The 11,424-nt window shown below is 47.7% G+C and carries 14 protein-coding genes and 1 pseudogene; 2 read left to right on the plus strand and 13 right to left on the minus strand.

Annotation, left to right across the window (positions count from 1 at the left end; translation table 11 throughout):
- Nucleotides 1-117: 117 nt before the first annotated feature.
- From A8707_RS30290 to A8707_RS18080, 3 genes are all read right to left on the minus strand, one after another.
- Entirely contained in the window at nt 118-390 is a 273-nt protein-coding gene (locus A8707_RS30290) for a type II toxin-antitoxin system HicA family toxin (RefSeq protein ID WP_269452742.1), read from the minus strand.
- Nucleotides 345-554, minus strand: coding sequence for a type II toxin-antitoxin system HicB family antitoxin (locus tag A8707_RS18075; protein ID WP_068818613.1), 210 nt, complete (start codon nt 552-554; stop codon nt 345-347). Before A8707_RS18075 ends, A8707_RS30290 begins: the two co-directional genes overlap by 46 nt.
- A 179-nt stretch (nt 555-733) precedes the next feature.
- Nucleotides 734-1,132 (minus strand): hypothetical protein, encoded by a 399-nt coding sequence (locus tag A8707_RS18080; protein ID WP_068818600.1) that lies wholly within the window; start codon nt 1,130-1,132, stop codon nt 734-736.
- 479 nt (nt 1,133-1,611) lie between these two features.
- Between A8707_RS18080 and A8707_RS18085 the strand changes: the two genes are divergently transcribed.
- Entirely contained in the window at nt 1,612-1,950 is a 339-nt protein-coding gene (locus tag A8707_RS18085; RefSeq protein WP_068818601.1) for a hypothetical protein, read from the plus strand.
- A gap of 66 nt (nt 1,951-2,016) precedes the next feature.
- The gene (locus A8707_RS18090; RefSeq protein ID WP_068818602.1) at nt 2,017-2,799 is read left to right on the plus strand and encodes an MOSC domain-containing protein; all 783 of its coding nucleotides are present in this window, start codon (nt 2,017-2,019) and stop codon (nt 2,797-2,799) included.
- A 449-nt stretch (nt 2,800-3,248) separates the two neighbouring features.
- Here A8707_RS18090 and A8707_RS27640 read toward each other — a convergent pair.
- The 10 genes and pseudogenes from A8707_RS27640 to A8707_RS18140 form a co-directional block, all read right to left on the minus strand.
- Nucleotides 3,249-4,159: pseudogene (locus A8707_RS27640) on the minus strand (IS5 family transposase).
- Nucleotides 4,160-4,387: 228 nt separating this feature from the next.
- Entirely contained in the window at nt 4,388-4,675 is a 288-nt protein-coding gene (locus A8707_RS18100; protein ID WP_068818603.1) for an MSMEG_0570 family nitrogen starvation response protein, read from the minus strand.
- A gap of 14 nt (nt 4,676-4,689) precedes the next feature.
- Nucleotides 4,690-5,853, minus strand: coding sequence for an MSMEG_0565 family glycosyltransferase (locus A8707_RS18105; protein WP_068818604.1), 1,164 nt, complete (start codon nt 5,851-5,853; stop codon nt 4,690-4,692).
- Nucleotides 5,850-6,605: a hypothetical protein gene (locus A8707_RS29195; protein WP_197484868.1), complete on the minus strand. Its 756-nt coding sequence runs from the start codon at nt 6,603-6,605 to the stop codon at nt 5,850-5,852. The genes A8707_RS18105 and A8707_RS29195 overlap by 4 nt, the downstream gene beginning before the upstream one ends.
- Before the next feature lie 147 nt (nt 6,606-6,752).
- On the minus strand, nt 6,753-7,718 hold the full coding sequence (locus A8707_RS18115; protein ID WP_068818605.1) for a sll0787 family AIR synthase-like protein: 966 nt from the start codon (nt 7,716-7,718) through the stop codon (nt 6,753-6,755).
- Complete coding sequence (locus tag A8707_RS18120) at nt 7,715-8,206, minus strand: MSMEG_0567/Sll0786 family nitrogen starvation N-acetyltransferase (RefSeq protein WP_068818606.1); 492 nt, start codon at nt 8,204-8,206, stop codon at nt 7,715-7,717. Before A8707_RS18120 ends, A8707_RS18115 begins: the two co-directional genes overlap by 4 nt.
- Nucleotides 8,207-8,209: 3 nt before the next feature.
- A complete protein-coding gene (locus tag A8707_RS18125) occupies nt 8,210-9,295 on the minus strand; it encodes an MSMEG_0568 family radical SAM protein (RefSeq protein ID WP_068818607.1) in 1,086 nt (361 codons plus the stop codon).
- Nucleotides 9,292-9,726 (minus strand): nuclear transport factor 2 family protein, encoded by a 435-nt coding sequence (locus A8707_RS18130; protein ID WP_068818608.1) that lies wholly within the window; start codon nt 9,724-9,726, stop codon nt 9,292-9,294. Before A8707_RS18130 ends, A8707_RS18125 begins: the two co-directional genes overlap by 4 nt.
- Before the next feature lie 77 nt (nt 9,727-9,803).
- Nucleotides 9,804-10,808, minus strand: a complete 1,005-nt coding sequence (locus A8707_RS18135) for a Nit6803 family nitrilase (protein ID WP_068818609.1) — start codon at nt 10,806-10,808, stop codon at nt 9,804-9,806.
- Nucleotides 10,809-10,856: 48 nt separating this feature from the next.
- Nucleotides 10,857-11,336: an MSMEG_0572/Sll0783 family nitrogen starvation response protein gene (locus A8707_RS18140; RefSeq protein ID WP_068818615.1), complete on the minus strand. Its 480-nt coding sequence runs from the start codon at nt 11,334-11,336 to the stop codon at nt 10,857-10,859.
- Between the last annotated feature and the right edge of the window lie 88 nt (nt 11,337-11,424).

Genomic DNA, 11,424 nt, shown 5'->3' on the forward strand with positions numbered 1-11,424 from the left:
GCGACTCGATCCTAACCAAAAATTGGAATTATCGAGAGGTTTCAGTGTGAACTACTCGCATTTTAGCCTCCTTGACAAGGCTGTTTGATCGTTTGACTTGAGGGCACATCTCAGTCTTTAACGCATCTTCAGCATCTCCTCAATTGCTAGCTCAATATCGCTTGCGATTTGCCGCAGCAGCTTAGGAGAAATATCGCGCCCTTTGTGAAACGGAACCGTCGTTGCTCGACCATCTTCGTGCCGAAACTGCTTGTGTGAACCTTTCTGACGCACTTCCACAAATTTAAGATTCTCTAAATCCGAACAACTTCTTGTGGCTTCAAAACAGGAATATTGCTCACCGCCTACCCAACCACAATTTGCTGAGTCCCGATAAACTCCGTGCTGAATACAACTTGTTCGTCTTCCAGCAGCATCTCAATTACTTCTCGCAGGTTCTCGTGTAACTCATCCAAAGTTTCACCTTGAGAATGCGCTCCGGGGAAGCCGGGGACGTAGCCAACATATAGGCTTGTATCGGAATCTCGCTCAACGATCGCGGTAAAAGTTCTCATCCCACTTCCTAACTCTAGCGCCTCGATTCTAACCAAGAATGGGAATTGCTGAAAGGGTTTAGAACGAAGTAGATTTACGACCTGCACATCACAAGCTCAGTTCCCTGCATTTTAACTTGAGCAATCACTCGTCCGCTTCAGAGACTACTCTGCTCTGTGAAACACACTTTTCCTAAAGCTTATTCAATGAACTCAATATTTTGGAAGGTCTTTACTTTATCAGCAAGCACCGTCTCTTTCAAAACCCTCTCGTAGAAAGGGTGAAAAGATTCCATCCTAATAAAAAAGAAGATCTCATCATATGAACTCAACTTGATATTAAAATCTTGAACGATAATCCCTTTTTTTTGCGGCGTAACAGTATCAGGATGCTTTTCGTACCAGACATGACGCTCGTTTGATAGATAGACTCCGTAGAGATCGGATAGAACACCCCAAATCACATTTTGCTCTTGACACCTCTTCATAAATTGCTGAATGCCAGCGCTCGTGTACAACTTATCAGGTGTAACTGTAATGTCAGTTCCTTTAAGATTAGGCTCCTTTTCTTTAGAGCAGTGGGTTAAGTACACGCGCATGGCTCTAGATCATCCTCAACTTTCACTAAAAGACTTAATAAAATCGCCTTACTAACATCCTTAAGATTAATTCATTAAACGGTTATTGGCTAGGCTTTCTCACCTTCTGTGTAACTTTTATGCAACCTTGCTGAAGCAGTAATTAATGGATCACGTTGGAGCGATCAACCACTCTACTTTCTTAGATCGCTCCAACTCTCCAAGAAACCGACCCGCGATCGCCACACTCCCAAAACTGCATAAACCTCAAATCGTCTCCCTACTGATGACGTGTAAGGGGCATTATGTCTTTTAAAGATATCTGGATCGTGCAGCTTCCGGCGGATAGTGTGTATGTGTTGACCCTACAAGCGCCGATTTCGCTGACCATTCAGCCAAAGTGACCCGTGTCAGATTCAGTCCCGATGGTCAAACTCTTGAATAATTTGTGAATAAGGTCTACCTTAATCAGAGCTATTAGAAGGGAGTAGATTTAAGTGATGTCTAAACTATCCACTAAGCTGTCTATTTTGCTATCCGTCGTCACCGGATTGGTCATCGTCGGTTTGCAGTTTTTCTGGGCAAAACCTGCTCTGTCTACGATTCCAGATTCAGCCGCTTTTAACCTACCCTCGATCGTGGCGACTGCTGCTGCTCCTCCTTCCCTCGTACCAGCCGTCTTAGGAGGCAAACCTGTTTATGTACTTTATATGACTCGTAGCTCAGACCGGGTGCTAGTGCGCTGTTATCCGGGCTATCAGCCGTCCATCAAGATTCAATCGATGGGTGGGGCAAACGCGGCTAAAGAAGGGGTTATGACCTGCAACTCGCCTGCCTAGAAGAATGCAGTGGGCGATCACTGAGTCATCATGCAAAAATCATAAGCGTCCTTTATCGATCGTGCTATGCCGCGCCTGAGCCATATTTTTGTGTTTCCGATCAAATCGTTGGATGGCGTTTCAGTGACTCACACCACGATTTTACAAGGTGGATCTCTGACGCACGATCGGGAATTTGTGATCGTCGATCGCGACCACAAATGGGTCAATGGCAAACGCACCGCAAAAATCCATCAGATTCGGTCGCAGTTTAATCTCAACGCTAGAATCGTGACGCTTTCGATTCGGGGCAACCATCCGGTTAGCTTTCATCTCGATTATGCACGTCCGGCAATCGCTGCCTGGTTCAGTGACTTTTTCGGCTTTCCGGTCAGCCTTCAGCAAGACACCATTACTGGGTTTCCAGACGATCCCAGTTCACCCGGACCGACGATCATCAGCACTGCCACGATCGAGCAGGTTGCTTCCTGGTTTCCCGACCTTTCAGTTGAGGACATCCGAAGCCGCTTTCGCACCAATTTAGAACTAACCGACGTTCCTGCATTTTGGGAAGACCGTCTATATTCTGAGAATGACCCGATCGAGTTTCGTTTAGGCGAGGTGCAACTTCAAGGCATCAACCCCTGCCAGCGATGTGTAGTGCCGACTCGCAGCGCAATCTCTGGGGTAAAAACGCCTCAGTTTCAAAAAACATTTGGACTGAAGCGCAAAGAAGAATTTCCAACCTGGGCAGCCGCTTCGCGCTTTAACCATTTCTATCGGTTAGCTGTCAACACCCGCATCGCTGCCTCTGAAACTGGGAAACGCTTGCAGGTCGGCGACCCGATCGAGACCGTGCTCACTGGCTAGGACATGTTTTAAACCTCTTGTTCTTGTTTTACAAGTTCTCAAAACTAAATCGTACTGAGGTAGGAACAATGCTAGGACTACGTTTAGAAGAAACAAGAGTTTACCAAGAAGCAAAAGCGGAAGGAGAGCAAATTGGAGAACAGAACGCCAAACTAAGCTAATTCGGGTAATGCTACAGATCTATTGTTGTCATCTAAACGGATAGACCCAACTCAACTCAAACGGGGGCTGTCTAAATAAACAGGGGTAAGTGAATAACTCGAATAAGGGAGCCGACCCAAAGAGGTGATTGCCGACTCCCTAATGCCCAACTTTCTAGAGTTGAATGGTGATTTTGTTGTGCAATTCCTCCACTTGAATCAGTGAACCATTACCCAGAACGATGTTGAACTTCGGCTTTGTTGAATGAATCTAAAAAAGGGCAGACTTGAGTTTGAGAAAGCCATCAACTAAGCTGAAACCCGATAGTTATTGGGTTTCGCGATCTGGATCATGCGATTGAGCGCGGCACACTTGATGAACAACTCCACGGCTTGATTGCCAAAATCACGCGAACTCAGACCACCCCCAAAGATCGTCTTGAAGCGGAACATTGTTGTTTCTGCCAAAGAACGGCGATGATAGTCGCTCTCCTGTTTCCAAACTTTCCGCCCGACTTTACGAATCCGACGGAGGTTATCATCTCGGTTGTGACGCTCTCCTTGAGCGTTGCCATGCTTCCAGATTTTGGCTCCGCGACGGGGTGGAATGGTTGCCCTCGCTTTGCCTTCTCGAATGGCATCGTAGCATTGCCGTTGGTCATAGGCTCCGTCCCCTGACACTTGCTCAATGTCGCCCTCGATTTGACCCAACGATTCGGGCGGCACTTGCCCATCACTAGATGTCATTCGTCGTGACAAAAGCGGCTAAAATCTCCTCGGTTTGTGCATCGATTCCGAGATGAAGTTTACGCCAAGTTCGCCGCTTACTGATGCCGCGTTTTCCACTCGTCTTCTCCATACACTTTCATCCCGGTTGAGTCTACCACCACATGCCTCGCTTCTGTTTTCGGCAGCACGGGGAGGTCAATCGACAGGTTATCTAGTCGCCGTGACAGCGTACTTTGGTCAGACACGAACAGGTCAATGCCCATCAACTCAAAAATCGATTCTACAAATCCCTGTCATTGCCGCCCTGCCAATCCATAAATCGATTTCAGCGTCACCATCGTGATGATTGCTAAATCGCCGTACAGCAACGAAGCACCCGGTTTACCGCTTAGGTTTGGCACAATCCATACCTCTAGAACCGACTCATCGACCCAGAACGTCAGGCTGCCTCTCTGTTTCAATCCAGCGTTATACTCAGCCCAGTTGCGGATGCGGTAGCTCTTTGCTGTAAGGGTTTGTGAGGTGGTACTTCAAACCTATCACGTCGCCCTTCTGCAACCCCTATTCATGCAACAACGCCGATTGAAACTAGATCACTCAAAAAACATCCACAATCTTAAAGATCAAGATATTGTAAAGTCAGATTCAACAATTTGAGTATTGGTGATTCAAACTCAAAAAGATTGGGAGATTGCACAAGAACATTAGAGAATGCTCAATCATTCAATGAACTGAATCACTCGCACTTTTGGATCAGAGAGGTGACGATATTGAGCAGATTTCACCTCGATTTCTTGCAGTTGTCCCAACGCTAAACCACATGGTCTGCCATATTTTAATTGAACTCGATCGCTGGCGATTTGCAGTGCTTCTCTCGATCTCTGAACAAAATCATCCAAATCATACTCAGTATCAGGAATAAAATAATCCTTAATCACTAGAGAAGGAGAATAACAGGTTTCTTGAGAACCATCAGACCATTGAATTTGAAACCGTATTTCTGGCATAAGTTTAATAGAAATTAGTACAAGTCAGTCTTGATATTTGTAATTTGATTTTGATAGTAATGCAAATGCATTTTAGCGGAGTTTTCCCAGGTATAGCGAGACAAAATAGATTGGCTCTGCTGCATTAATAAACGGGAGACATTGGGCTGGATAACTGATCGCATAGCCTGGGCGATCGCGTCAGTCGAGTCTGGAGACACTAACAGCGCTTGAGTCTCTGAGAGGAACTCAGTAAACGGCGGCTGATTTGAGGTGATCACAGGCAGACCCGACGCGATCGCTTCCAGCACGACTAACCCCCACCCTTCTTTTGTCGATGGAAACACAAACGCATCCGCCGTTCTGTATAAAATGGGCAGTTCGGCATCAGAAACCACTCCAGGTAAGATGAGCGATCGTCCGATTTGAATGTCTAACCGATCGGCGAGGGCAAAGAAATCATCTCGATACGTCTGATAGTCAAACAGCATCGCTCCTCCCGCAATCACCAACTGAGCCGTCGGATAGTCTTCTAACACTTGCCCAAACGCTTGCAGGAGCCGAATCGAGTTCTTTCGATGCTCGATACCCCCAACGGTTAAATAAATTGGGGAACCACTTAAGCCTAATTGTTCTTTGAGTGATGATTCTAACCCGCTGGCGATCGGCGAAAATCTCTCTAAATTGACCCCGTTAATCACTCGCGGAGCATGAATGCGATATTGTCGCTGAATCTCTTTTTGCCAGCAATCGCTCACACAAAGACAGAGATTGGCATTCCGAATCGATCGGTCTTGACATTGCTGAAGATAATGGCTGCTGTAATCCTCAATATGATGAATCGTTCGCACAAACGAGGAAATCTGTTGCTGCTGAACGAGCTTTGCTAACGCATTGGCACTAATGCAATCTTGAGCGTGATAAACATCATAAACGGATTGGAGTTGACTCAAATAAGACACAAATTCTTGAATGCGCTGTTGAATTAGTTGGTCGATGTCGATCGGTGCAGCTTGAGCAGGCACCAAATCATAATCACAAGACGACGTATAGTCGAATCCCTTCCCGTCTTTATCTAACGCATAGACACAAACATAATGACCCAATTTATGCAGCGCCTCTGCTAACTCTAGAGTATGAATGACGCTTCCTCTAGGCTTTGTCGAGTAAGTCAATAAAGCGATTCGGTATAGAGTCATTGATCCTGTCCAATTTTGGTTCTATATTCTGGTGAAACCCGAATACACTGGGGATCAAGAAAATCTATTAAGTCAATCAGCCTATTCTGAATTAGAACGAGTCTTTTTTCCCGAACCTTTGACTTGTTACCTATCAGCTCAATATTATCTCTTAATTGCGCGAACCAACGTGCAAACTCTGGATCGCTCATCTTTGTCACAAAGGTAGCGTAACCCATACATTCATAGCCGCGTGAGTTGTCTACAGATCGCGGCACTAGCACAACTTCCCCGATTGCACGTTGTTCACCGTTATAAAGTCGGAAGATGTTTCCATATCCGCCCGATCCAAATGCCTTATTAATATTAAACAGCAATTCACTCAAGCGGCGGTTGGTCTCAAGATCACCTAAATCTAGAAACTGAACCTCTCTTCGCAGAATCTCGACCCATCCTAGGTACTCTGCGATAACGTATAGTGTGTTTTGAATTGCGTAGTCTTTATGAGCAGGAGAGCGCTGATAGGCATACTGTAGGAATTCCTGCTGATGAATGTTGAATAGTCTACTCTGAAGATCAATGGCTGATCGTAACAGTGGATCTCGATACTTTGACATTAAGGCAGTCGTCTGCGCCTCACGCGATTCAGTCTCACGTCGTTTAGCAAGCCGATCGACAAGTTGTGCGGCGCGAGTTTGACCGTAAATACTAATACTGGCACTAATAACCGCAACGATCGCAGCGATAATCGCAGTAATAATTTCGGGTTTCATCAAACTTGCTTCACCTGATACGCTTTTGCTTTTCCTTGCTTGGGCTGGAGGTTTAGAATTTCTCTAACCCCTTCCTTGGAGACAATATGATGACTCGCTTAGATGCATTCCTCAAAATCAAGGTTGACTAGCACGTTATTAGCTTATCTACCCCTGAGAAAAACCTGTTAGTCTCTGGCGAGATAAGTCCCAGAACATAGCAGACTCTTCAGCCAATCGTAGCACCAGTTCTCGACCAACCTGCATCTCTCCAACGACTTCACAGACTAAGCTTTGCTGATGAAAACAGGATTGAATTGCTGACACCTGATCGGGACGAACGCTCAACAAAAAACCATAACTGGGAAAGCTAATTAGCCACTGTTCAAGCGATAGCGCTTTGGGGTAGGGCATTAAATCTAAATCTAAGATGGCTCCACAGCCAGACGTTTCGAGCAACATTAAAAGCGTTCCGATGATTCCGCCTGCGCTGATGTCTTTGCCAGCGTCACAGAGTCCGGTTTCTGCTAGGTGTGGCAGGAGTGCTAGATTTTCACGAAGTTGGACAGGATCGGCAGTGGTTGCAGCATTCCAGAAGGGATAGGTGGGGTGAGGGGTGCCGCGAAAGTCAGCAACCATGAGGAGTTGATCGCCCGATCGCGCGTTAAAGCTCGAAATCAATCGCGTCGCCCGTCCTAAAATTGCTACTGACAAAGCATTGTAGGGGCTGTGACAATTGGTGTGACCTCCCACGATCGGAACTCGATACGCCGCAGCCGCAGCCTTCATTCCATCCCAAATTGCGGTAGTCAGATGAGTTGATTGGCTCCACAATGCGTCAACAATGGCGATCGGATGTCCGCCCATTGCAGTGATGTCACTCACATTCACCATCACCGCACACCACCCCGCAAACCAGGGATCGGTTTCGACCAGTGAGGGCAACATTCCTTCAGCAGCTAACAGCAGATAGCCGCCTCGATCGGGGATAGCAGCGCAATCATCACCCAACAGCACCTCAGAAGATGTCCATTCTGTACCGACAGACAGCGCTTGTGATGCGGTTTGAATGTCCTGCTTTTGCACAAGACTGAGCGAGTGTCGCAGTCGATCTACAAGCGCCGATAATGTCACGATGCCTCCCGTAGAGACAGGACTGGACGAGTTTCTGAGCTTGGAGGGTAGAAATTGAGGTCAGCTTCCATGAGGTGATGAGGACGATCGCAGATTGAGAGTTCCTCCAACGATTGCCAGTGAAACCGCTCAAAAAATCGTACATTCTGCAACTGCACAGTCGCTAAAAATCGGTGACATCCCCAACTGTTTGCAGTCGTGACGGCCTTATAGATCAGTCCTTTGCCGATTTGCCAGCCTTTGCGATAGTCCGAGTGCGTCCCTAACCTGCCGCCATACCAGATGCCAGGTGAGACTTCATAGATTCGCACTACGCCGATCACTTGTTGAGTATCGGGAGCGATCGCCACGATCGGGTAAGCAATTTGATCAATATGGTCTCGATCGTCGCCCTCAAAAATCTGCTGTTCTTCAGCAAAAATCGAGCGACGCAGTGTAAAATAATCGTCAATTTCTTGAGAATCGGCTGCTAGTTTGAATTGGTACATGAATCAAGATTCAAAGTTAGAAATCGCTGAACAGGCACCACACTTTGCACAGCCTGCTTTCATGTCTGCGGATGACATTCCGGCTTGTTTGAGTCGGGCACCGATGCGTTCGTAGAGGGTGAACATTAACTCACTTTCTGGAGCAGGATGATTAGCAAGCGGCGTTCCTGTAATGGGAACAAACGGTACGACAAACGGATACACCCCAGTTTGAATCAAGCGATCGCTCATCTCTAGTAAAGTGTCCAAACTGTCCCCCAATCCAGCTAGTAGATAAGTGCTGACTTGTCCCCAGCCAAACACGTTGACAGCAGCAGCAAACGCCTCGAAGTAATACTCGACGGGCACGGTTGCTTTACCTGGCATAATCTTCGCCCGAACTTGCGGATCTGCCGCTTCTAAGTGCATTCCTAAACTGTCAATGCCTGCTGCCTTCATCCGATCGAACCAGACAAAATCATCCGGTGGCTCACACTGCGCCTGAATGGGAAGATTGACCTTGGCTTTGATGGCGGCAGCGCACTCGCTCAGATAGGCGGCTCCGCGATCGCTTGTGTTGGGCGTTCCGCTTGTCATCACTAAATGCTTGACTCCATCGAGCCGAACGGCTGCTTCCGCGACTTCAGCGAGTTGAGCCGGAGTCTTACGAGCAATGGTTCTGCCAGACTCTAGAGATTGCCCGATCGCGCAAAATTGGCATGAAGTTGCAGTATCCCCATAGCGAATGCAGGTTTGCAGAACAGTAGTCGCTAACACGTCGCGGCTATGCAATAGAGCAATCTTCCAGTAGGGAATGCCGTCGGTTGTTGTGAGGTCATAAAACTGAGGTTTGCGCGGAAAGCTAATCGACGAAACCGCTTCTCCGTGCCGTTCTAGCGTCAATTCTGCTGATGAATTGTTGCGGATGGTGTAGGGCGATCGAGCTGCCAAACTGTTGTAGATCGGCACCATTACTGTTGTGCCATCTACTGTCACCGCTTTGTGATCAGAAGGACCTGCCCCGCCTCTGCGTCCCGATGCACCTTGCTCGTCGTCAACCAACTTCAGCCCGTGTGACTGAAGTTCAGTAATCAATGTTTGTTTGTTCATAGACTGGGTTTACGCTCCCATCGAAACAGCCGTTCAGACTCTTGAATCGAGACATCGTTAATGCTGGCTTCTCGCCGTCGCATCAAGCCGTTCTCAGCAAACTCCCACTGTTCATTTCCGTAAGAGCGATACCAGTTGTTTGCGTCGTCGTGCCACTCATATTCAAAGCGGACAGAGATGCGATCGGCGCTGAAACTCCAAAGTTCTTTTTTCAAACGGTAGTCTAATTCTTTTGCCCACTTGCGCTTGAGAAACTCGCGGATTGCATATCGCCCGCTTAAAAATTCAGACCGATTGCGCCACTGAGAATCTTCGGTATATGCCAGAGCCACTTTATCGGGATTTCGGGTATTCCAAGCATCTTCTGCGGCTTGCACCTTGGCTGTTGCCGTCTCAAGTGTGAACGGTGGTAGCGGCGGTTTTGTTTCCATAATTAATGTAGTGGACAATCTATTTGCCAATACCGTAGAGACGTTTCGGTGGAACGTCTCCCCAAATGTTTGCAATATCAGATAGCAGAAGTCAGATTTTGATAAACAACGCTATCACCTTCAGATTTATGAACACCGTTTGAATGATTTTGCAATGGTGTCATCACTGACCACAAGTTAGAATTGTGCTGTAGTTGCAGTAAATCGGGTCGAGAATAATGCCCGATCGAGTCCATCATGCGTTTGCGTTTGGTGATTAGTGAAAAATCGAGATCCGCGATCGCCATTCCTTCCCCATCCACGATCGGCGGACAAAGGTGGGTGCCTTCAGGTCCAATAATGGCGGTAAAACAACCTCCTTTCAGCGCTTTTTGCAGCGACTCATCTGGCGTGATTTGTGCCACTTGCTCAGGCGACAGCCAACCTGTAGAATTCACTACAAAGCAGCCTGACTCTAAAGCATGATGGCGAATCGTCACCTCGATCTGATCGGCGAAGATCTGACCGACCAGCGAACCCGGAAACTGAGCACAGTGAATCTGTTCAGACTGTGCCATCAGCGCAAATCGAGCTAGCGGATTGTAATGCTCCCAGCAGGCGAGGGCACCAAGTTTTCCGATCGCGCTATCCACGACCTTCAGCCCAGCACCGTCGCCTTGCCCCCACACCATGCGCTCGTGATAAGTGGGTGTAATTTTGCGCCGTTTAAGCAGCAGACTGCCATCGGCATCAAATACAAGCTGAGTGTTATAGAGAGAGCCACCGTCGCGCTCGTTGATGCCCAGCACCACGACGATCGAGTGCGATCGCGCCGCCTGACTTACCGCGTCCGTCGCCGGACTGGGTACCTCTACCGCCTCCTCGTACAGTCGCATGTGTTCTTTGCCCATCAAGACGGGCGGTTGCACAAACGAAAAATAGGGATAATAGGGGACGAACGTTTCGGGAAACACGACGAGTTGGGCACCTTCTTTAGCAGCATTCTCGATCGCGTGCAGCACCTTCTCGATCGTGCCCTCTCGACTAAATAAAACCGGACTGATTTGAACGGCTGCTGCCCGAACAATACGCGAATAATCCACAGTGTCCTCCTGAGAAAAGCGTTGAAAAGTCCCCTAACTCAGAAATGCCTAGAGCGTCCAAGTGTCGAGAATAAACGCGCCATCTTTGCGGTGCATTAAAATGATATCTAATACGTCGAGAGGACTAATCGGGCGAATGCCAGGAATCAACGAAGGTTCACCGTGACCATACAACGCTTGCAATGCGAAACGACACGCATAAACCTTGCCACCCTCAGACATAAATTTACTGATTTGGTTATTAAAATTCTGCTGCCCTGGGAATGGTTCGTCACCAATTTTAGGAAAGCCGCGCTGAATCCCCAAGGTTACGCCGGGACCATACAGTAAAATCGAGGTTTCAAACCCTTTACGAAGTAGACGAGTAGCTTGTAATAAATTGACCAGCCCGATCGAGCCTTCAAACGCAACCGTGTGGAATGTGACTAACGCTTTCTCACCCGGATCGGCTTTGACATCTGGGAAGACTTTTTCTTCATAATCAACAAAGAAATCGCCAACTTGATGAGCGGGAGCAGTTATAGCCACTGCCACATTGGTTAGGACGCAGCTTGTTTAAGAACAAATTCTACCGCATCGCGTAGGTTGTCCGAGTCGCGCAACTGCTTGCGAATAC

The organism is Phormidesmis priestleyi BC1401, from assembly GCF_001650195.1.
Classification (GTDB): domain Bacteria; phylum Cyanobacteriota; class Cyanobacteriia; order Leptolyngbyales; family Leptolyngbyaceae; genus Phormidesmis_A; species Phormidesmis_A priestleyi_B.

What these genes read in the sequence shown, in the direction of transcription:
- A8707_RS18090 (WP_068818602.1), top strand. Translation starts at nt 2,017, where the DNA reads ATGCCGCGCCTGAGCCATATTTTTGTGTTTCCGATCAAATCGTTGGAT.
- A8707_RS18100 (WP_068818603.1), bottom strand. Translation starts at nt 4,675, where the DNA reads ATGCCAGAAATACGGTTTCAAATTCAATGGTCTGATGGTTCTCAAGAA.
- A8707_RS18085 (WP_068818601.1), top strand. Translation starts at nt 1,612, where the DNA reads ATGTCTAAACTATCCACTAAGCTGTCTATTTTGCTATCCGTCGTCACC.
- A8707_RS18075 (WP_068818613.1), bottom strand. Translation starts at nt 554, where the DNA reads ATGAGAACTTTTACCGCGATCGTTGAGCGAGATTCCGATACAAGCCTA.
- A8707_RS18080 (WP_068818600.1), bottom strand. Translation starts at nt 1,132, where the DNA reads ATGCGCGTGTACTTAACCCACTGCTCTAAAGAAAAGGAGCCTAATCTT.
- A8707_RS18125 (WP_068818607.1), bottom strand. Translation starts at nt 9,295, where the DNA reads ATGAACAAACAAACATTGATTACTGAACTTCAGTCACACGGGCTGAAG.
- A8707_RS18130 (WP_068818608.1), bottom strand. Translation starts at nt 9,726, where the DNA reads ATGGAAACAAAACCGCCGCTACCACCGTTCACACTTGAGACGGCAACA.
- A8707_RS18105 (WP_068818604.1), bottom strand. Translation starts at nt 5,853, where the DNA reads ATGACTCTATACCGAATCGCTTTATTGACTTACTCGACAAAGCCTAGA.
- A8707_RS18120 (WP_068818606.1), bottom strand. Translation starts at nt 8,206, where the DNA reads ATGTACCAATTCAAACTAGCAGCCGATTCTCAAGAAATTGACGATTAT.
- A8707_RS29195 (WP_197484868.1), bottom strand. Translation starts at nt 6,605, where the DNA reads ATGAAACCCGAAATTATTACTGCGATTATCGCTGCGATCGTTGCGGTT.